The organism is Pseudomonas sp. LAIL14HWK12:I7 (genome assembly GCF_000483465.1).
In the GTDB taxonomy this organism is placed as follows: domain Bacteria; phylum Pseudomonadota; class Gammaproteobacteria; order Pseudomonadales; family Pseudomonadaceae; genus Aquipseudomonas; species Aquipseudomonas kermanshahensis.
The window spans coordinates 17,031-38,206 of sequence record NZ_AXYZ01000023.1; the positions used below are offsets into that span (position 1 = coordinate 17,031).

17 protein-coding genes are annotated in these 21,176 nt (G+C 61.7%); 10 read left to right on the top strand and 7 right to left on the bottom strand.

Annotation, left to right across the window (positions count from 1 at the left end; translation table 11 throughout):
- Positions 1 to 64 precede the first annotated feature (64 nt).
- Entirely contained in the window at positions 65 to 889 is an 825-nt protein-coding gene (locus D886_RS0118600) for an aldo/keto reductase (protein ID WP_027595345.1), read from the bottom strand.
- 247 nt (positions 890 to 1,136) lie between these two features.
- On the opposite strand from D886_RS0118600, the gene D886_RS0118610 reads away from it, so the two are divergent.
- Complete coding sequence (locus D886_RS0118610) at positions 1,137 to 2,015, top strand: DMT family transporter (protein WP_027595346.1); 879 nt, start codon at positions 1,137 to 1,139, stop codon at positions 2,013 to 2,015.
- A 12-nt stretch (positions 2,016 to 2,027) separates the two neighbouring features.
- Here the strand turns inward: D886_RS0118610 and D886_RS0118615 are convergent, their stop codons facing one another.
- Positions 2,028 to 2,933 (bottom strand): LysR family transcriptional regulator, encoded by a 906-nt coding sequence (locus D886_RS0118615; RefSeq protein WP_027595347.1) that lies wholly within the window; start codon positions 2,931 to 2,933, stop codon positions 2,028 to 2,030.
- A 451-nt stretch (positions 2,934 to 3,384) separates the two neighbouring features.
- On the opposite strand from D886_RS0118615, the gene katG reads away from it, so the two are divergent.
- The 3 genes from katG (at position 3,385) to D886_RS0118630 (ending at position 8,557) form a co-directional block, all read left to right on the top strand.
- On the top strand, positions 3,385 to 5,643 hold the full coding sequence (katG, locus tag D886_RS0118620) for a catalase/peroxidase HPI (RefSeq protein ID WP_027595348.1): 2,259 nt from the start codon (positions 3,385 to 3,387) through the stop codon (positions 5,641 to 5,643).
- Positions 5,644 to 5,888: 245 nt separating this feature from the next.
- The gene (locus D886_RS0118625; protein ID WP_027595349.1) at positions 5,889 to 7,100 is read left to right on the top strand and encodes a M24 family metallopeptidase; all 1,212 of its coding nucleotides are present in this window, start codon (positions 5,889 to 5,891) and stop codon (positions 7,098 to 7,100) included.
- A gap of 122 nt (positions 7,101 to 7,222) precedes the next feature.
- A complete protein-coding gene (locus D886_RS0118630; RefSeq protein ID WP_027595350.1) occupies positions 7,223 to 8,557 on the top strand; it encodes an MFS transporter in 1,335 nt (444 codons plus the stop codon).
- 121 nt (positions 8,558 to 8,678) lie between these two features.
- Here the strand turns inward: D886_RS0118630 and D886_RS0118635 are convergent, their stop codons facing one another.
- A complete protein-coding gene (locus tag D886_RS0118635) occupies positions 8,679 to 9,671 on the bottom strand; it encodes a GlxA family transcriptional regulator (protein WP_027595351.1) in 993 nt (330 codons plus the stop codon).
- A gap of 158 nt (positions 9,672 to 9,829) precedes the next feature.
- On the opposite strand from D886_RS0118635, the gene pssA reads away from it, so the two are divergent.
- The 3 genes from pssA (at position 9,830) to D886_RS0118645 (ending at position 13,565) form a co-directional block, all read left to right on the top strand.
- On the top strand, positions 9,830 to 11,158 hold the full coding sequence (gene pssA, locus D886_RS0118640; protein ID WP_027595352.1) for a CDP-diacylglycerol--serine O-phosphatidyltransferase: 1,329 nt from the start codon (positions 9,830 to 9,832) through the stop codon (positions 11,156 to 11,158).
- Positions 11,159 to 11,431: 273 nt separating this feature from the next.
- The gene (locus D886_RS27950) at positions 11,432 to 12,211 is read left to right on the top strand and encodes an RHS repeat-associated core domain-containing protein (protein ID WP_081717519.1); all 780 of its coding nucleotides are present in this window, start codon (positions 11,432 to 11,434) and stop codon (positions 12,209 to 12,211) included.
- A 193-nt stretch (positions 12,212 to 12,404) separates the two neighbouring features.
- Positions 12,405 to 13,565, top strand: coding sequence for a GGDEF domain-containing protein (locus D886_RS0118645; protein WP_027595353.1), 1,161 nt, complete (start codon positions 12,405 to 12,407; stop codon positions 13,563 to 13,565).
- A gap of 358 nt (positions 13,566 to 13,923) precedes the next feature.
- Here the strand turns inward: D886_RS0118645 and ppnN are convergent, their stop codons facing one another.
- A complete protein-coding gene (gene ppnN / locus D886_RS0118650) occupies positions 13,924 to 15,297 on the bottom strand; it encodes a nucleotide 5'-monophosphate nucleosidase PpnN (protein WP_027595354.1) in 1,374 nt (457 codons plus the stop codon).
- Between the two features lie 50 nt (positions 15,298 to 15,347).
- A complete protein-coding gene (locus tag D886_RS0118655) occupies positions 15,348 to 16,409 on the bottom strand; it encodes a YeiH family protein (RefSeq protein ID WP_027595355.1) in 1,062 nt (353 codons plus the stop codon).
- Positions 16,410 to 16,521: 112 nt separating this feature from the next.
- On the opposite strand from D886_RS0118655, the gene D886_RS0118660 reads away from it, so the two are divergent.
- Complete coding sequence (locus D886_RS0118660; RefSeq protein ID WP_027595356.1) at positions 16,522 to 17,409, top strand: LysR family transcriptional regulator; 888 nt, start codon at positions 16,522 to 16,524, stop codon at positions 17,407 to 17,409.
- A 24-nt stretch (positions 17,410 to 17,433) separates the two neighbouring features.
- Here the strand turns inward: D886_RS0118660 and pncB are convergent, their stop codons facing one another.
- Positions 17,434 to 18,633 (bottom strand): nicotinate phosphoribosyltransferase, encoded by a 1,200-nt coding sequence (pncB, locus tag D886_RS0118665; protein ID WP_027595357.1) that lies wholly within the window; start codon positions 18,631 to 18,633, stop codon positions 17,434 to 17,436.
- Complete coding sequence (locus tag D886_RS0118670) at positions 18,630 to 19,280, bottom strand: isochorismatase family protein (protein ID WP_027595358.1); 651 nt, start codon at positions 19,278 to 19,280, stop codon at positions 18,630 to 18,632. The genes pncB and D886_RS0118670 overlap by 4 nt, the downstream gene beginning before the upstream one ends.
- Positions 19,281 to 19,418: 138 nt before the next feature.
- Here D886_RS0118670 and D886_RS0118675 point away from each other — a divergent pair, with 138 nt between their 5' ends.
- Entirely contained in the window at positions 19,419 to 20,126 is a 708-nt protein-coding gene (locus tag D886_RS0118675; protein ID WP_027595359.1) for an NUDIX hydrolase, read from the top strand.
- Between the two features lie 204 nt (positions 20,127 to 20,330).
- Entirely contained in the window at positions 20,331 to 21,155 is an 825-nt protein-coding gene (locus D886_RS27955; RefSeq protein WP_177323903.1) for an RHS repeat-associated core domain-containing protein, read from the top strand.
- The last annotated feature ends 21 nt before the right edge of the window (positions 21,156 to 21,176 follow it).

Consider the following 21,176-nt stretch of genomic DNA (forward strand, 5'->3'; position numbering starts at 1 on the left):
AGGTGCGCGCAATTTGTGGGAGCCGGCTTGCCGGCGATGGGGCGCACAGCGGCCCCGGTCATGCTCAGCTATTCCAGTCAGGCGCAAAGTCGGGGCTGACCACGCGCTGATCCTTCGGCAAACCCGCAATCAATGCCCGGTCTTCATCATCCAGCCGCACGTCAAGCGCTGCCAAATTCGCCAACTGGTTCTCGCGGCTGCTGGCCTTGGGGATCACGGCGACGCCGTCCTGGTCGAGCAACCACTTCAGTGCCACCTGGCTCGGCAGGACGCCATGCTTGCGGGCAATCGCCTGGATCACCTCTTGTTGCGCCGCCTGCCCGCGTGCCAGCGGGGTGTAGGCCGTGAGCAGCAAGTCGTGGCGGCGCGCATAGTCGAGCAACGGCTGCTGGTTGAGCAGCACGTGGTACTCCACCTGAATGGCCGACAACGGCGCGCCCAGCGTCTCGACCACTTGGCGCAGCAGGCCAAGCGGGAAGTTGGCGACACCAATGCTGCGCGCCTTGCCTTCGTCACGCAGGGCTACCAGGGTCTCGATGCTGCGGGCCAGGTCCCAGTCCTTGCCCGGCCAGTGGATGTGGAACAGGTCGACCTGCTCGGTGCCCAGCACGCGCAGGCTGTCTTCCAGCGACTGACGCATGGCTTTGGGGTCCAGGCGGTCCCACCAGACCTTGGTGGTCAGGTGGATCTGCTCGCGTGGCACGTCGCTCTCGCGCAGGGCTTGGCCCACGGCCGCTTCATTGTTGTAGGCGGTGGCGGTGTCGATGTGTCGGTAACCCAGGTCCAGGGCCTGGCGCACGGCTTGGGTGCACTCGCTGCCGGTCATCGGCCAGGTGCCCAGGCCGATGCAGGGCAGGTCCAGGCCGTTAGGGGTGGTGAGCCTTCGCATGACAGTTCCTTGTAGTGGTTACAGAGTCCGTAGGGGATGGTCTTCGATCAGCCCGGCGCGGACCATGCGCGGCGGGGCGAAAGTGGTCGATCAGCGAACGGAAATTGCGTTTGGCCTCGACAAGCGCCAATTGAACTTCCTTATCCTCGTCTATCTCTTCTAGAATTCGAGCTGTTTCATCCGCCAGGCCAGCCCTGTGCGGCTTTCCCTGGGCGCAGCATCCGGCCGCGCCGCCGTCGAGAACGCCATGAGTTCCAGCACACCGCTGTCCGGAGTCAACCAACCGCTGCGTGGCATCGCCCTGGTGGTGGTGGCGACGTTCCTGTTCGCCAGCCACGATGCCCTGTCCAAGTTCCTCGGTGGCCTGTACCCGATCATCATGGTGGTGTGGGCGCGTTATGTGGTGCACACCCTGCTGATGGCCGGGATCTTCCTGCCCAAGTCTGGCCTCAATGTACTGCGCACCCGTCGCCCGTTGTTACAGACCCTGCGTGCCCTGAGCCTGCTCAGCACCAGCCTGCTGTTCACCACCGGCCTGCAATACCTGCCGCTGGCGGAGGCCACGGCGGTCAACTTCCTCGCGCCCGTGCTGGTCACGGCCTTGTCGGCACCCCTGCTCAAGGAGCGGGTGACGGTGGGGCAGTGGGTGGCGGTGGTGATGGGCTTTATTGGGGTACTGGTGGTGGTGCACCCCGGGGGTGCGATGTTCACGCCGGCGATCCTGTACCCCTTCGGCTCGGCGCTGGGCTTCTGCTTCTATCAGTTGCTGACGCGGATTCTGGCTGCCCATGACAGCCCCACCACCAGCAACTTCTATGCAGGGCTGTGCAACACCCTGGCGATGAGTGCACTGGTGCCGTTTTTCTGGGAGGTGCCGCGCTGGGACCACGCGCTGTTGATGCTGGCGCTGGGTGGTTTCGGCATGACGGCCCACCTGCTGCTGACCCAGGCGTTTCGCCATGCTGCACCGGCGCTGCTGGCGCCGTTCAGCTACTGCCAGATCGTGTTTGCCGGGCTGCTTGGGCTGCTGTTCTACAGCCAGGTGCCAGACAGCCTGAGCCTGGTGGGGATCTCGATCATCTGCATCAGTGGCCTGGGCGCGGCGTGGATGCAGCGGAGCAAGTGACACGGCCTGGGTTCATGGCGATGCCATGAACTGCAGGATCCGCTCACGCAACCAGCGCTCGGCCGGGTCGTTGTCCTGGGCGCCGCTCCAGACCATCGACAGTTCTGCCTCGGTGATTTCGAAGGGCGCTGGGTCGGCGCGCAAGCTGCCGTCATCGGCCAGGGCGCAGGCGGCGTAGTCCGGTACTGTGGCGATCAGTTCGGTGTTGCGCAGCAGCGCGCGCAGGCTGCCGAACTGCGGCACGGCCAGCACCACCTTGCGGCATCGGCCGATGCGCGCCAGGTCCAGGTCGATGTTGCCGCTCATGTCGCCAGAAAACGACACCATCACATGCGGGCGGGCGCAGTACTCGTCGAGGGTCAGTGGCCCCGGTCGATCGTCGGCGCGCAGCACGCGCACGCCAATGTCGCGCAACTTGCGGCGCTTGGCGTTGGCCGGCAGGTCGGTGGTGTAGCTCACGCCCACCGAAATCTCGCCGCTGGAGAGCAGGCCTGGCATCAACAGGAAGTTGGCCCGCCGCACCACCACGCTGATTTCGGGTGCCTCTTCGCGCAAGGCCTGAAGCAGGGCAGGGAGCAGGCCGAACTCGGCGTCGTCCGAAAGCCCGAGGCGGAATACGTTGCAGCTGTTGGCGGGGTCGAACGCCCGCGCACGGCTGATGGCGGAAGAAATCACATCCATGGCCGGCCCCAGCTCGGTGAAAATCTGCATCGCCCGTGGCGTGGGCTCCATGGCCCGACCGTTGCGGATCAGCAGCGGGTCGTCGAACAGCTCGCGCAGGCGGGCGAGGGCGGCGCTGACGGTGGACTGGGTGATGAACAGTTTTTCGCCGACGCGGGTCAGGTTGCGTTCGATCATCAGGGCTTCGAACAGCACCAGCAGGTTCATGTCGACGCGGCGCAGGTCGTTGCGGTTCATGGGGCTTGGCTCACGGGGGCTGAGGGGATTGGCGGTGTATTGAAGCACGGCGCAGGCCCGATTGCCTTGTATGGATGTGCGGGCCTCTTCGCGGGGCAGTCCAGGTTTGGCACGGGCCTTGACTCAACCTGTGGGAGCGGGCTTGCCCCGCGAAGAGGCCGGCACGGCAGAACGCTGACAGAGCCAGCCTATTACCCCGTAATACTCGCTCTATTAGAAGTCTGCCCAAGCTCGGCTAGTCTTTCCCCTGGCCCTGTGAATTCCGCGGCCGGGGCGCGCCTGAGCACCTGTGTTCAAGACCGTAGCGCCCCGCCGTGACAGCTTCGCAAGCCCCGTGTCGGCAAGACACCGACCAGACCTGATGAGGGGTAGGCACGAGCCCAAGCGCTCGGCTGATAGAACACCTGGCATAGACCGGAAATCTGGATAACCGACCCAAAGGTACCCACAGATGTCGAACGAATCGAAATGCCCGTTCCATCAAACCGCAGGTGGCGGCACCACCAACCGTGACTGGTGGCCTGACCAGCTCAACCTGAGAATCCTTCACCAACATACCGCCAAATCCGATCCGATGGACCCGGATTTCGACTACGCCAACGCCTTCAAGAGCCTCGATTTCCAGGCCCTGAAGCAAGACCTGACGGCCCTGATGACCGACTCCCAGGACTGGTGGCCCGCCGACTTCGGCCACTACGGCCCGCTGTTCATCCGTATGGCCTGGCACAGCGCCGGGACCTACCGCATTGGCGATGGCCGCGGTGGCGCCGGTTCCGGTCAGCAGCGGTTCGCCCCGCTCAACAGCTGGCCGGATAACGTCAGCCTGGACAAGGCCCGGCGCCTGCTGTGGCCGATCAAGCAGAAGTACGGCAACAAGATTTCCTGGGCCGACCTGATCGTCCTCACCGGCAACGTCGCGCTGGAGTCCATGGGCTTCAAGACCTTTGGTTTCTCTGGCGGGCGTGCCGATGTGTGGGAGCCGGATGAAGATGTGTACTGGGGCTCGGAAAAGGTCTGGCTGGGCGGCGATACCCGCTACGGCAAGGAGCAGGTCAAGGCACAGGAACCCGGCCAGGGTGACCTGGTGGCCGAACCCGCCAAGCACGGTGAAGAACAGAGCCGCAACCTGCAGGCCGAGCGCAACCTGGAAAACCCGCTGGCCGCCGTGCAGATGGGCCTGATCTACGTCAACCCGGAGGGTCCGGAAGGCAACCCTGACCCGGTCGCTTCGGGCAAAGACATCCGCGAAACTTTCGGCCGCATGGCCATGAACGATGAAGAGACCGTGGCGCTGATCGCCGGTGGCCATGCGTTCGGCAAGACCCATGGCGCAGGCCCCGCCGACAATGTGGGGGCCGAGCCCGAGGCTGCGGGCCTGGAGATGCAGGGCCTGGGTTGGGCCAACAAATTCGGCTCCGGTAAAGGCCCCGACACCATCACCAGCGGCCTGGAAGTGACCTGGACCTCAACCCCGACCAAATGGAGCAACGAGTACCTCAACAACCTGTTCAACTTCGAGTGGGAGCTGACCAAGAGCCCGGCCGGTGCGCACCAGTGGCGGCCGAAGGAAGGCAAAGGCGCTGGCACCGTGCCGGATGCCCATGACCCCAGCAAAACCCATGCGCCGTCCATGCTCACCTCCGACCTGGCACTGCGCTTTGACCCGATCTACGAGCCGATTGCCCGCCGCTTCAAGGACAACCCTGACCAATTGGCGGACGCCTTTGCCCGTGCCTGGTACAAGCTGATCCACCGCGACATGGGCCCGCTGGCGCGCTATCTCGGGCCAGAAATGCCCAACGAGGAATTGCTGTGGCAAGACCCGCTGCCTAAAGCCGACCCGGTATCGTTGGGCGAGCAGGATGTCGCAGCGCTCAAGGCCAAGATTCTGGCTTCAGGCTTGAGCGTGGGCGAGTTGGTATCGACTGCTTGGGCCTCAGCCTCGACCTTCCGTGGGTCCGACAAGCGCGGTGGAGCCAATGGCGCACGCTTGCGCCTGGCACCGCAGAAAGACTGGGCTGCGAACCAGGGCGTAGGCAAGGTCTTGGCAGCGCTGGAGAAGATCCAGAGCGAGTTCAACAACGGTGGCAAGAAGGTCTCCCTGGCCGACCTGATCGTGCTGGCAGGTACCGCCGCCGTCGAGAAGGCCGCCAAGGATGCGGGTTACAGTGGCAGCGTCGGCTTCCGCCCCGGCCGCGTCGATGCGTCTCAGGAGCAGACCGATGTCGAGTCGTTCGCTGTGCTAGAACCGTTGGCCGATGGCTTCCGCAACTTCACCAAGGACCGCTACAGCGTCAAGGCCGAGAAGCTGCTGCTGGACAAGGCCCAACTGCTGACCCTGACGGCGCCCGAGCTGACCGCGCTGATCGGCGGCCTGCGTGTGCTGGGCGCCAACCATGGCGGCAGCAAGGACGGGGTGTTCACCGACAAGCCGGGTACGTTGAGCAACGACTTCTTCCGCAACCTGCTGGACATGGGCGTGGAATGGACGCCGACATCAGCCGACAACGAGCGCTTTGAAGGCCGGGACCGCAAGACCGGGCAGGTTAAATGGACGGGCAGCCGTGTTGACCTGGTGTTCGGTTCGCATGCCCAGTTGCGGGCGTTGAGCGAGGTGTATGGCAGCAGCGATGGCAAGGACAGGTTTGTGAAGGCCTTCGTTGCGGCTTGGGTAAAAGTCATGGAGCTGGACCGCTTTGATTTGAAATAGGGCGTGCCTGAAACCCCACAGCCTGTGTAGGAGCAGCCTTGTGCTGCGAAGAGGCCGGTACAGATAGCCGCAATTCGGGCTGCCTGTGCCGGCCTCTTCGCGGCACAAGGCTGCTCCTGCAAGTCGGTGGCCATCCCGCCAATTCCAGGTCGGATAGATACAAAAGCGTCCTCGTTCGTTCTGTTGCAATGCTTCTCAGGCGGCCGGCCTGAAACAGCGTGCTCACAACGACAAGGAACCCGACCATGCACATGCCAAAAACCCTGAAGATCCGCAACGGCGACAAGGTCAAAGCGACCTTCTCCGCTCAGGAATACGCAGCCCGCCACGCCCGCCTGCGGGCCTACATGGCCGAGCAGGACATCGAAGCGGCGATCTTTACCTCGTACCACAACGTCAATTACTACAGTGATTTCCTCTACTGCTCGTTTGGCCGCCCCTATGCACTGGTGGTGACCCAGGACAAGGTCGTCTCGATCAGTGCCAATATCGATGGCGGCCAGCCTTGGCGGCGCACGGTCGGCACCGACAACATCGTCTACACCGACTGGCAACGCGACAACTTCTTCGTCGCCATTCAACAAGCGCTGCCGCTGGCCTCGCGCATCGGCGTGGAATACGACCACCTCAACCTGCAAAACCACGCCAAGCTCGCCGCCTGCTACCCCAAGGTCGAGTTGCTGGACATCGGCGCCCCGTGCATGCGCATGCGCATGATCAAGTCCGCAGAAGAGCAGGCGTTGATCCGGCACGGCGCGCGGGTGGCCGATATCGGCGGCGCGGCAGTGGTCGAGGCCCTGCGTGAGCATGTGCCCGAGTACGAAGTGGCGCTGCATGCCACCCAGGCGATGGTTCGCGAGATCGCCACGTCTTTCCCCGACGGCGAACTGATGGACACCTGGACCTGGTTCCAGTCCGGGCTCAACACCGACGGCGCGCACAACCCGGTCACCAGCCGCACGGTGGGCAAGGGTGAGATCCTCAGCCTCAATTGCTTCCCGATGATCGCCGGCTATTACACCGCCCTTGAGCGCACCTTGTTCCTCGACCATTGCCCGGATGATCACCTGCGCCTGTGGCAGGCCAACGTCGAGGTGCATGAGGCTGGGCTGAAACTCGTGCGCCCGGGCATGCGCTGCAGTGACATTGCCCGTGAGCTGAACGAGATCTTCCTGCGTCACGACCTGCTGCAGTACCGCACGTTCGGCTATGGCCATTCGTTTGGGACGTTGAGCCACTACTACGGTCGCGAGGCGGGGCTTGAGCTGCGCGAAGACATCGACACCGTGCTGGAGCCGGGCATGGTGGTGTCGATCGAGCCGATGATCATGCTGCCCGAAGGTCGACCGGGTGCTGGCGGCTACCGCGAGCACGATATCCTCATCGTCAACGACAGCGGCGCCGAAAACATCACCAAGTTCCCGTACGGGCCGGAGCACAACATCATCCGCAAATGATGCTCGGTGCCGGTCCCTGTAGAAGCGGGTTTACCCGCGAAGAGGCCGGCACCAACAACAATAAAATCACTGTATGACCACCAGACCCTGCCTCCAATTAGAAGAATCAGAGGGTACCCGTCATGTCCAGCACCACCCTGAACGCCTCAACCCTCGGCGGCGCCGTGCACAGCGCCGAACGCCAGGCCCTGCGCAAGGCCGCGCGCGCCAGTTTCATGGGCAACTTCGTCGAATGGTTCGACTACGCCGCCTACGGCTACCTCGCCACCATCATTGCCGCCACGTTTTTCCCGCAAACCGACAAAACTACCGGCCTGCTGGCGACCTTCGCGGTGTTCGCCCTGTCGTTTCTCGTTCGCCCGCTGGGCGGCGTGGTCTGGGGCCACTTTGGTGATCGCCATGGGCGACGCAACGCGCTGTCGTTGTCGATCCTGATCATGTCGATCTCGACCTTCTGCATCGGGCTGCTGCCTGGCTATGCGCAGATCGGCCTATGGGCACCGTGCCTGTTGCTGCTGATACGCCTGGTGCAGGGTTTTTCGGCGTCGGGCGAATACGCGGGGGCATCGGCCTTCCTGGCCGAATACGCGCCCCAGGGCCGGCGTGGCCTGTACACCAGTATCGTGCCGGCCAGCACGGCAGCGGGGTTGCTGTTCGGTGCGGCGTTTGTGGCGGTGCTGCATGAGCTACTCAGCACCGAGGACCTGCACAGCTGGGGCTGGCGCCTGCCGTTCCTGCTGGCTGCACCGTTCGGGCTGGTGGGCCGTTACATCCGCATGAGCCTGCAGGACACCCCCAAGTTTCTGGAGATGGAGCAGCGTCTTGAGAACAAGGCCTGCATGACCCCGGCACCGATTCGCGAGTTGCTGACCCAGCATCGTCGCAGCCTCGGCATCGGTATCGGCGTGACGTGCCTGAATGCGGTGGCGTTCTACCTGCTGCTCAGCTATATGCCGACGTACCTGTCTACTGAGCTGGGCATGACCGAGCGAGATGCCTTCATTGCCTCGACGGTTTCATTGGCCACTTACATCGGCCTGATTTTCCTGATGGGGCGGCTGTCGGATCAGTTTGGCCGCAAGACCATGCTGGTGATCGCCTCGCTGCTGTTTTTGGGGCTCACCGTGCCCTTGTTCACGTTGCTCGATGGGCAACCGCTGCTGGTGATTCTGGCCATCCAGATTCTGTTTGGCGCGATGCTGGCGATGAACGATGGGACCTTGCCGTGCCTGTTGGCGGAGATCTTCCCGACGCGGGTGCGCTTCAGTGGTTTCGCCCTGAGCTTCAACGTGGCCAATGCCTTGTTTGGCGGGACGGCGCCGTTCATTGCCACCTGGCTGATACAGGCGACCGGCAGCAAGCTGGCGCCGGCGGGGTACCTGTTGGCCGCAGCACTGGTGGCGCTGGTGGCGATGCTGATGTGCCGGGAGACGGCGCATGCGGCCCTGAAGGATTGATTCGATCTGTGCCGGCCTCTTCGCGGGCAAGCCCGCTCCCACCGGTCCCCCACCGCGCTCAAGGTGAGTGGAAATCCTGTGGGAGCGGGCTTGCCCGCGAAGAGGCCAGCACTGTTTGAAATCAGTGCAACGAAGCCTGCCGCCGCTCTCCCAGCGGCGACAGCCCAAAAAACCGGCTGTAGCTCTTGGAAAAATGCGCCGGCGAGCTGAACCCACACGCCAACGCCACCTCTCGCACCTGCACATCGCTACGCAACAACAGCTCCCGCGCCCGCGACAGCCGCAACTCCAGGTAATACTGGCTGGGCGTGCGCTGCAGGTATTTATGAAACAACCGCTCCAATTGGCGCACGGTCACTTCATTGAGGCTGGCCAGCTCCTCCAGCCCCAGTGGCTCCTCCAGGTTGGCTTCCATGATCGCCACCACTTGGCTCAACTTGGGCTGAGCGCTGCCGAGCAGGGTGCGCAGGGGCACCCGCTGGCGTTCGCGCTCGCCACGCACACGGTCGCACAGCAGCAGTTCGGCGGCCTTGGCGGCGATGTCTTGGCCGCCTTCTTCCCGGGCCACCAGTTGCAGCATCATGTCCATGGCCGCCACACCGCCCGAGCAGGTGTAGCGGTCGCGGTCTAGTTCGAACAGCTGGCCAGAAATGACGATACCGGGGAACTGCTCCTGCAACGTCTGCATGTCTTCCCAGTGGATGGTGCAGCGGTAGCCCTTGAGCAACTCGGCCTTGGCCAGCAGGTAACTGCCCGTGCAGATGCCGCCCAACGGCAGGCGTTGACGGGCCAGCTGGCGTAGCCAGTCGATCAAGGGCCGGTTGCCACGGCTGCGATCGATCGGGTTGGCCCCGACCACCAACAGGGCGTCCAGCGCCGGGGCGTTGCCGATGCTGTAGTCAGGCAACACGCGCATGCCGTTGCTGGCCGCCACCGGTTCATCGCTGGCGGCGATCAGCACGGTGCGGTACATCGGCCGGCGGGCCGCCAGGTTGGCCATGCGCAGGGTCTCCACCGCCGACGCCAGGCCGATGGTGGTGAAGTTGGGCAAGATCAGAAAACCGAAGGTCTTGGCGGGCGAAGGCTTTACGATTGCAGAAACGGGGTGGACCATTGCGATCTTCCTGTGCAAGCTGAGGCGTGATTCGTCGGGGGCAGTGAGAAAAACAGGCCTCGCATGATTCTTGTTGTTATAGGTCGTTACCCGGTCGATCTTACACCCCGGGCTGGTGGCCAGGAATGGACCTGAATGCAGACAGAAGGTGAACCTACGTGAACCCCGAATCCATGCTGGCAGCGCTGCCAGGTTTCGCCCTCGCGCCTGAGGCGATCCAGGTATTGCCCGATGCCGCGGCGTACCGTCGCTGCCTGCTCGAGCGCATCGCGGCGGCGACCCGGCGCATCGTCATCGTCGCCCTGTACCTGCAGGAAGACGAGGCCGGGCAGGAAGTGCTCGATGCCTTGTACCAGGCCAAGGCCGCGCGGCCAGGCCTGGAAATCACCATTGTGGTTGACTGGTTCCGTGCCCGCCGTGGCCTGCTGGGGGGCGGGCGGCAGCCGGGTAATGCGGCCTGGTACCAGGCCCAGCGTCAATTGCGTGGGCTGGATGTGGTGATCCATGGCGTTCCGGTGCAAACCCGCGAGCTGTTTGGTGTGTTGCACTTGAAAGGCAGCATCATCGACGACTGTGTGATCTACACCGGTGCCAGCCTCAACAACGTGTACCTGCACCGTTTCGACCGCTATCGCCTGGATCGCTATCACCTGTTCCAGTCGCCTGCGCTGGCCGATGCCATGGTCGACCTGGTTAGACGTTTGCTGCACCACACCGCCACACCGCGGCTGGACTTGCCGGCACCGCCCGCGACCCGCAGCTTGCGCGGTGACATCCGGCGTTTGCGCGCGCGGCTGCGGCGCATGGTCTATGAGGTACCCGCCGGCGAAGCGGGGCAGGGCTTGCGGGTCATCCCGCTGCTTGGCGTTGGGCGGGGCAACCCGCTCAACAAAGCACTTTGCGCACTGCTGGCCGCTGCACGCACGCAGATCATCATCAGCACGCCTTATTTCAACCCGCCTCGGGTATTGATGCGCGAAATCGACCACGCCCTGGACCGTGGCGTGCGCGTGGAGCTGATCGTTGGCGATCGCACGGCCAATGACTTCTATATAGCCCCGGGTGAGCCGTTCAGTGCTAGCGGTGCGTTGCCCTACTTGTACGAGGACAACCTGCGCGCCTTTGCCCGCCGTCGCCAGGCCGCGCTTGCAAATGGCCAGCTCGAAGTGCGGATTTGGAACGACCCTGGGCACACCTTCCATGCCAAGGGGCTGTGGATCGACCAGCGTTATTCGCTGCTGACCGGTAACAACCTCAACCCGCGCGGGTTCAACCTGGACCTTGAGAATGGCTTGCTTATCGATGACGCGCAGGGGCAGTGGATCGTGTCGCGCGAGGTGGAGCTGGAGGGCATTCGCCGGCATGCGCCGAAGATCAGCTCGGCTGAAGAACTGGGTGTCAAGGCCGAGCACCCCAAGGAAGTGCGCAAGTTCCTGCGGCGATTGCGTTACAGCCGCCTGGAACCGTTGATCAAACGAGTCCTGTGAGTATCTGCAGCGGCATCACATCGGCCACCGCAGCGCAGCTCGGGTGGCCGCTGCTGACTTGATCGCAGAGTTCTGGTAGGAAAGCTCTCGGACGACGGGACGTCACATAAAGAGTAAAAGGCAAGTCAACAAGGATTTGACGGCTAGCCTCGCCGACGCAGCAATTAGGTTACGACGAAAGAGAATCTAGATCACCTGACAAATTTATCAGGTTCCATTCCTTCTCGGTTAGGCCACACTCATACGTCACCCCGCATCAAGCAGACCATAAGCATGAGAGAGCTATCTTCACTTTCAATATGCCACAAGACCAGTAATTATTCAGCTTATGGCTACCGATATGCCGATATTGAAATAACTGGTTTATTGGGTTTCAATGGTGAGCTTGTTTTCACTCCGAGCGGCTTCTATCATCTTGGGAATGGACATCGAATTTACAATCCTCGTTTGATGCGATTCATAAGCGCCGACGCACTGAGCCCTTTTCGACAAGGGGGTGTCAACTGTTATGCCTACTGCCTGAATGACCCTGTCAATTCACAAGACCCTAGTGGAAGATCTCGGTTCAAGCGGGCAGCCGTTCAAGTTCTAGCAGTCAACAGATTCAAGAAAAAACTGACATCTGGAAAAGGGAATGGCAGCCATTTAAATGCGCTCGTAAATAAGGAGCCCGAGAACCTGATTAATGAGATGGCGGAAGCAGGAGCACTGATGTCGGCGGGGAGCGCTTTCATTACTCTGGCATCAGATGGGCGTAGCTTGCATGATCTACCTGGACCTGGATTCAAACATAAATTCGTGTTCACTCGAGACAAGAATTTTTTCATTGGCAGCTACAGCGATGGAGATTTAAGTCATGCCAGCATCGCTAGATACGGTCAACTGGGGGCCGGCGATAGCGGTGAAGTTATTAGTGCAGGCTATATTAGTAAATCCGATGGCGTCTTTGTGTTGGATAATTATTCAGGGCACTACCAGCCACCGATAGAGCGGCTAGTTCCACCCAGGGATTACCTTGAGAGATTAGGTATGAAAATAAGACTTGCGGAGTAGGCGCTGTACGGAAAAGCTGTCGCAAACAACGCATGGAACAAGCCAGTGAAACCATGGTGGTAACAACGGGAGGGTGCTGCGCTGTGAGGGAGCTTCGAATTGATATGATCGTTTGCGTGTCCCCCTCTGAAAACCAATGGCAAACGAATACAATGAGGCGTTTTCCTCATTAACCAGATAGGCCAAACCGTCTATGGCGCTTGATCCACCCACGATGCTGACGATTACGATCGCCCTGGCAGCCGCTGCTGCTTTGTACCTGGCGATTGAATGGCGCAGCGTTCGCGAGGCTTCACTCCTGTTTTGGAGCGCGGGCTTCGCCACTATTACCGTTGGCTCCACTCTGGCCCTGTTGCGTGGCATTGGCTTGCTGTTGATCGGCATCTGGTTTGCCAACGGGTTGCTGGTGGTGGCGCATGCGTTTTTCCTGATGGGGGTGTTGCGCTTTACCCAGAACCGCCTGTCGCGCACCTGGCTGCTGATGGTGCCGGTGTGGTTCGCCTTACTGCTGCTGCCCGCGGGGCCGGAGTGGTCGAAGGTGATGCTGATGGTCAACTCGTTGCTGGTGGCGCTGTTGACCCTCAAGGCCAGCTTTTTGTTGAAGCCCCACGGCAGGTCGCTGAGCGTGGGCGCGGTGCAATTGCGCTATGTGTTGCTGATCCATGGGTTGTTCTATGTGGCGAAGGCGATCATTGCGATCACGCCGGGCACCTTGATTGACCTGGCGACCTTTGGCGGGCTGATCATTCAGATTTCCCTGGTCGAGGGGGCGATGGCGATCATGTTGATTGCGCTGTCGATGACGGGGACGGTGCGTTATCGCCGTGAAGAACGTATCGCCCGGCTGGCGGCGCGCGATCCGTTGACGGCGCTGTACAACCGGCGGGCGCTGGAAGTGCGGGCGCCGCACTTTTTCAAAGAGGTCAGCCCGGCGCGGCCGGGGGCCTTGCTGTTGATCGATATCGACAACTTCAAGCTGGTCAACGATTTGCACGGGCACATTGCGGGGGATCGGCTGTTGATCGCCTTGAGCGAGATGATTCGTGCGGTGTTGCCGGAGCGGTCGCTGGCGGCGCGGCTTGGGGGGGATGAGTTTGTGATTTTGCTCAGTGAGGCGACGCGGGAGCGGGTGGTGGAGCTGGGTAGCCAGTTGCGTGAGCGGTTTCAGCTGTTTGCTGGGCAGACGGTGCCTACGCCGCAGGCGGTTACGTTGAGTATTGGGGCTAATGTGTTTGATCAGCCGCCGGTGAGTTTGGCGGCGTTGATTGAGCAGGGGGATGTGGCGTTGTATGAGTCGAAGCGCGGGGGGCGTGACAGTATTCGGCTGGTTGAGCGGGAGGGTTTGGTTTCTTGATCGTTGGTGTGGGTGTGGGTGTGGGTGTTGGTGTTGGTTTTGAGGGGGTGGTTGATCCAGCATTGGGGCGACGCTTAGTCACCTTTCCGCCCTTACGGCGGGTCACTTTTTGGCAAACGCCCCAAAAAGTAACCAAAAAGGGCTGCGCTCCATCATACGGCCCCTACGCTGCGCTTCGGGGTCCCCTCGCTACGGCCTTGCTCACGGGAGGACCGCGCTGCAGGGCCCATCCTGGGCCCCAGCGCTTGACGGGCATCCTTGCCCGTCACCTCCCTTCGCAAGGCCTGCGCTCGGCCTCCTGAGTCGCTGAAGGTCAAAAGCCAGATCAAGATCAAGAGCCGGCGCTAGATCACCGTTTTCAGGTCACTACCTGGTAGCACGGCACATAGGCGGCACCACCCGGCAACTTCATGCGGTGCTGGTCGACGAATGCTTGTAACAATCGCCCCAGTGGCTCCAATACTGCGCTGTCGCCGCGGATCTGGTAGGGGCCGCGTTCTTCGATCAGGCGGATGCCTTTGTCCTTGACGTTGCCGGCAACGATGCCGGAAAACGCTCGGCGCAGGTTGGCGGCCAGTTCATGGGGCGGTAGCTCGCGGCGTAGGGCGAGTTCGGCCATGTTGGCGTGGGTCGGGTCGAACGGGTGCTGGAAGCCCTCGTCGATCTTCAGCAGCCAGTTGAAGTGGAAGGCGTCGTTGCGTTCGCGACGGAACTGTTTGACCTCCTTGAGGCCTTCGACCATGTGGCGCGCGACTTCGGCCGGGTCATCGATGATGATCTGGTAGTGGCTTTGCGCGGCTTCACCGAGGGTGGCGCCGACGAAAGCGTGCAGTTGCAGCAGGAACTGCTCGGCACTGCGGGGGCCAGTGAGCACGACCGGGAAGGGCAGGCCTTGGTTGTCCGGGTGCATGAGGATGCCGAGCAGGTAGAGGAACTCTTCGGCAGTACCGGCGCCGCCCGGGAAGATGATGATGCCGTGGCCGACACGAACGAAGGCTTCCAAGCGCTTCTCGATGTCCGGCAAGATCACCAGCTCGTTGACGATCGGGTTGGGCGCTTCGGCGGCGATGATGCCCGGCTCGGTCAGGCCCAGGTAACGGCTGCCGTGCATACGCTGCTTGGCGTGGGCGATGGTGGCGCCTTTCATCGGGCCTTTCATTACGCCAGGGCCGCAGCCGGTGCAGACGTCCAGCTTGCGCAGGCCCAGTTCGTGGCCGACCTTTTTGGTGTATTGGTATTCTTCGCTGCTGATCGAGTGGCCGCCCCAGCACACCACCATCTTCGGCTCCACGCCTGGGCGTAGGGTGCGGGCGTTGCGCAGCAGGTGGAACACGTAATCGGTGATGCCCTGGGAGCTTTCCAGGTCGATGCGCTGGCTGGCCAGCTCGCTTTCGGTATAGACGATGTCGCGCAGGGCGCTGAACAGCATTTCACGGGTGCTGGCGATCATTTCGCCATCGACGAAGGCGTCGGCGGGGGCATTCAGCAGTTCAAGGCGTACGCCCCGGTCTTGCTGGTGGATACGCACCTCGAAGTCCTTGTAGGCCTCGAGAATGGTTTTGGCATTGTCGACATGCGCGCCGGTGTTGAGGATGGCCAGCGCGCACTGGCGGAACAGGGTGTAGAGGCTACCGGTACCGACTTCGCTCAGTTGCTGGACTTCACGTTGCGACAGCGTCTCCAGGCTGCCTTTGGGGCTGACGGATGCATTTATGACATGGCGTTGGGGCATCTAAGTCTTTCCTGTGCAGGTAAAACATCCTTCTTAGACAACACCATAAGTCATGCGAAGAGCTTTTGCACACCCAGCGTAATTGCCAGCCCACCCCCCACCAGCCAAAGGTTCAGTATCGCCCCGGTCAGCAGCGCCCGTGGCCCTGCCTGGCGGATCTGGCTGAAGCGTGTCTCCATCCCTAGCGCCGTCATGGCCATGGTCAGGGCAAAGGTGTCGAGGCTATTGATCGCCTGAGTCACACTGCCAGGCAGCACCTGCAGCGAGTTCACCAGCACCAGCGCCAGGAAGCCGAAAGCGAACCAGGGCATGGCGATGCGGCCGTTGCCTTGCGCCTGGCCCGGCTGGCGCGAGCGGCTGATCCACAGGCCTACCACCAGCAGCACCGGCACCAGCAGCATCACCCGGGTCATCTTGACGATGGTGGCGATGTGCGTCGCCTCGGGGCTGACGTTGCTGGCTGCACCTACCACTTGGGCCACTTCGTGGATTGTGCCGCCCAGGAACAGGCCCGCGCCCAGGGTATCCAGGTGCAGCCATCCGGCATTGATCGCCAAGGGGTAAAGGAACATCGACAGGGTGCCGAACAGCACCACGCTGCCAACGGCCATGGCACTCTTGTGCGGGGCGCTGCGCAGCGCCGACTCGAACGCAAGTACTGCAGCGGCGCCGCAAATGGCACTGCCGGCAGCGGTGAGCAGCGCGGTGTCGCGGTCCAGCTTGAGCAGCTTCATGCCGCACCAGAGCCCGATCAGCAGGGTGCTGACCACCACCAGCAGCGAAACCGTCAGGCCCGACCAGCCGACTTCGGCGATTTCCTGCAGGCTGACCCGCAGGCCGAAAAAGGCCACGGCGATGCGCAGCAGCCCGCGGGCCGAGAAGTTGATGCCCGCCGCCCAGCTCGCCGGCACGCCATCGCGCAGCGCGTTGCCGTACAGGGCACCGGCAACGATACCGACGATCAGCGGGCTGATGCCCAGGTTGGCGATGGCGGGCAAGGCTGCCAATTGGGTGACGGCAAGCGCGAACAGCGCCACGAACAAAATGCCATTGAGCCGCCCTCGGGTAGAGAGGGTAGGCGCGTAGGCGGGGTGGGATGGAACCGTGGCCATGTGAGTCCTCCGGGAAAGGTATTTCGACAAGGCTTACGTTAATCTGGTTATAAGCTTATAAAAAATCGTAATTTAGGATGTGAGGTATCCGTTTAGCTGATATTTTGAATTTATGACCCCAGAACAGCTGATAACATTCGCCACCGTCGCCGAGCATGGCAACATCAGCCACGCGGCCCAGGCGTTGCACCTCTCGCAGCCCGCTGTGTCCGGGCAGCTCAAGTTGCTGCAGGAGGCTTTCGGTGAGCCCCTTTACCAACGCGCGGGGCGCGGGGTGCGCCTCACGGCTGCAGGTGAGCAGTTGCTGGCCCATGCCGAGCGCCTGCGCGATACCTTCCGCCAGGCCCAAGCCCTGCGCGAGGCCATGCGCGGCCTGGAGCGCGGCACCTTGCGCATCGGCGCCAGTACCACGCCGGCCAGCTACCTACTGCCGTACCTGATCGCCGACTTCCACGCACGCTACCCAGACGTGTCGGTGAGCACCTCCAATGGCAACACGGCTGAAATTGTCGCCGCGCTGGGCAGTGTCGATATCGCCTTGATCGAAGGGCCTCCCGGGCAGGAGTTGCCGTTGGGCACCGGGGTCACGCCGTGGCGTGAGGATGAGATCGTCGCGATCGTGCCCAGTACTCATCCGTTGGCCGGTGACGAGGCGCAGACCTTGGAATCCTTGGGGGCCTACCCACTGGTGCTGCGCGAGAGTGGCTCAGGGGTGAGGCAGATTGTCGAGCGGGCGTTTGCCCGCAGTGGCGTGGCAATGCGCGTCGCGATGGAAATCGCCGGTGTGGAAGGGGTAAAGGAAGCGGTGCGGGCAGGTATGGGGATTGGCTTTGTGTCGGCCATGTCGATTCGCCATGAGGATGGCGTGTTGCGGCGGCTGCGCATTACGCCGCAGCCGTTGGTCAGGCGCTTTTCCATCCTGATGCCCCATGCTGCCACGCCGTCGCGAGCGGCGGCGCGGTTTATGGAGTTGTGTGTGGGCGAGCCCAAAGACGGTTAGCGAAGCTGGCCTCTCCCGGCGGTATCAACCCACCTTGAACACGTGCTTGAGATACGCCACGAAGTTCTCGTCCCGGCATTGGGTCTTGCCCGGGCTGTCGGAAATCTTCGCCACCGGCGCCCCATTGCACGCTGTCATCTTGATCACGATGTTCATCGGCTCCACCCCTGGGATATCGCAGGTGAGGTTGGTGCCGATGCCAAAGCTCACGTTAATCCGCTCATGCAGTGCGCGGTACAGGCCAAGCGCCTTGGCGAAATCCAGCCCATCCGAGAAGATCAGCGTTTTGCTTCGCGGGTCGATCCCCAGTTTTTCATAGTGGGCAATGGCCTTTTCTGCCCATGCCAGCGGGTCGCCCGAGTCGTGGCGCAGGCCATCGAACAGCTTGGCGAAGTACAAGTCGAAATCCCCCATGAACGCATCCATGGTGATGCAATCGGTCAAGGCGATGCCCAGTAGCCCGCGGTATTCCCGTACCCAGCATTCAAGCGCAGCGGCCTGGCTGTCGACCAGGCGCGGGCCCAGTTGCTGGTGGGCCATGAACCATTCGTGGGCCATGGTGCCGATGGGCTTGAGTTCCAATTCGCGGGCCAGGTGCACGTTGCTGGTGCCGACCAGGCGGCCAGGGAAGTCGCGCTTGAGAATGTGCACGACCTGCTCCTGGACCCGGTACGAGAAGCGCCGTCGGGTGCCGAAATCGGCCAGTTGAAAGCCTGCCAGCTCATCGGCACTCGCTTCGGCCTTGAGCCAGTCAAGCTTCTGGTACAGCCGCTCGCCCACGTGTTCCATCACCACTTCCCGATAGCGGTAGCGGTTGCGCACTTCGCTGATGATTGCCAGCAGCGGGATCTCGTAGAGGATCACGTGCAGCCACGGCCCGCGCACGCGGATTGCCAGCTGCCCGGCGTCGTCCAGGCCGACCTGCACGTAGCGCAGGTTGAAACGGAACAAGCTCAGAAAGCGGATGAAGTCCGGTTTGATGAACGGGATTTTTTCGAGGTAGGCCAATTGGTCGTGGGTGACGGTGACATCGGCCAGTTGCTCGACCTGGTAGCGGACTTCTGCCAGGTAAGGGGAGAGGTCCTCACCGTTACGGCAGCGGAATTCCCATTCCACCTCGGCGTTGGGGTAGTTGTGCAGCACCGCCTGCATCATGGTGATCTTGTAGAAGTCGGTGTCCAGCAGGTTCTGGATGATGCGAGGGCCGAAAACGCTGTCACTCATGGGCGGTCTTCCTTGATCAGCGAGAGTTGGTAGTCGAGCGCGGCTTCGTCGCCGCAGAGGATGACACCCTCGGCGGCCAATGCGCCGCAGGCAGCGATGGCGCCGGCCTGGGTGAGGGCGCGGCAAGCCGGCAGGTACAGCAACACCTGAAACCCGGCCCGGCGCAGCTGGTGGGCGGTGGTCTTGACGCAGTAGTCCAGGGCCAGGCCGCCGACGATCACGGCGCCCACCTGCTGCACCTTGAGGTATTCGATCACCCCGGTGGAGCGGCGTTCGGCCAGGTCGTGGTAGCAGGCGCCATAGGGGTGCAAGTCGGGTTCGACGCCTTTCCACACGAAGTAGTCGTAATCGATGGGGGCGGGCAGGCCAGGCAGCAGTTCGAAGCCGGGTGTGCCTGGCACGCAGTGGCTGACCCAGGTCAGATCGGCATTGGCCAGCGGCAGGGATTGCAGCATCTGGGCCGGGTCGGCAACCACCCAGGCTGCATTGGCCGGGTGAGCGTCCTTGCTGCCCAGGCGCAAGTCTGCACGCAGGGCCATGGCGTTGAGGTCGGCGGCGATCTCATCGCCCTCGGGCACGGGTAGTTCCTGCGGGGCGTTGGCGGTGAAGCCGTTTTGCGCGTCGACATCGAAACTGGCGATCTTCATGGTGCTCTCCTCGCTGGCATGGCTATATATTCCACCTAGTGCATTAAGTGTGTCAAGCACGAGCTAATGAAACAAAGCCCCTTGTGCTACTTAACTGCTCTGGTGGATTATTGAGTGACTGAAGCGTGGAGCGTTCCCTTGAGTAGCACTGAAGTCTTGGCCAGCGTCGATATCGTCGCCTTGCGCATGGCCCCTGAAGCCCAGCATCTGCAAGTGTTGTTGCACCGCCGTGAGCGCGAACCGCACGCCGGCCAGTGGGCCTTGCCGGGTGTGATCGTCAACGGCCGTATCCCCGACACCAGCCTGGAAGGCGCGGCCGACCGCGCTTTGCGGGAGAAGGCCCGGGTGGTGCCGTGCTACATGGAACAGGTGGGTACCGAAGGCAATGCGTTCCGTGACCCGCGTGGCTGGTCGCTGAGCACCTACTACCTGGCCTTGCTCGCCCCTGGGCAGACCGTTGAAGGTGAGCAGCTGGCGTTTGTCGATATGGACAGCGTGCTGGGGCGCAAGGTGCTCTTGCCCTTCGACCACAACTTGCTGGTGGAGCGCGCCCGCGAACGGCTGGCGGCGAAGACTGTGTATAGCAGCTTGCCGCTGTACCTGCTGGCCGAGAAGTTCACCGTGCTCGATGCCTTGGGGGCAGTGCAGGCGTGCCTGGGGCAGGCGGTGAACAACACCTCGCTGCGCAAACGCCTGGAGCGCTTGCGCGAGCTGGGGTGGGTACGCGAAACAGGAGAAAAGAGCCAGCCGCGACTGGGCAGGCCGCAACAGCTCTATCAGTACACGCCACAGGATGCGCGGGCGTTCATGTTCGAGCGCAGTCTTTTACCTGGAGGAAGTGGCTAACATGCGCCGACGCTATCGTGGTAGAAGTGTATGACCTGATAGAAATGCTAGTTTTTTGCGGTGTAATCTTGTGTGTAATATTAAGACATCACTGCGAAATTTTATCTTATTATGCACCATGCCGACGGTAAGCATTCAGCTATGTATTTATTCTACGTTAAGGGGCGAGTGGTATGTCAGGTAGGGGCTGAAAGCGCGCGGTTGATGCGTGCTGGAAACACGGTGCTGGCACAGTTGCATACCTCATCAACACTGCTGCAAGTTGATGGGGCCAATACTGTCATCGCCGCGCTTACGAGCGGGCAGAAAGCCGCGGAGGCCTATTCACCGTATGGTTATTCGGGCCATGGAAGAAGGTTGGCGTTGGTTGGCTTTACCGGCCAGTGGCGTGATACCGTGACCGGCTGTTATCCGCTAGGAAACGGACATAGGTTATTCAGTCCACTAACCGGGCGCTTTGTAGGCCCTGACAGATCAAGCCCTTTTGGCAGTGGTGGGTTGAATGTGTATGGCTACTGTGGGGGAGATCCCATCAATCGCACGGACCCTTCTGGCCGCGCTTGGGTGAGTATTACCGGATTGCAGAAAGCGGTGGGCCTTATGGATAAAACGGGGCTCAGTCAGCTATTAAAAGATGCAGGTTATCCGCAGAGTGTGAAGGTGTTCATAAAGGCTTTTAATGAGCGACCTGCTGACCTGTCTAATCTTGTTTTGTATAATACCAATGGAATTCATGGTGTTATGAAGCAAGATGGGAGATTTTATCTACATTCGATTACCCGTGCAGATTATTTGTCGTTCGGTACGCATCATGCTTCTAAGAATGGGTCGTTTGGAGTGGCGCTGAAGTCGGGGGAGCTGCCACTCAATGTTAAAGGTTACGCGTATAAGAGAGACCCTGCACATCTCCCGCCTAATTACGAAAATCTGGGCTTTGCATCGCCAGTAGGCGATGAAGAGCCACCGGCTTATGGGAGCCTATCCGCTTCAACATCGTGCATCAGAGGTAGCCAGTATCGAACAGCCTAATCGCACTGTCGTCTCAATGTC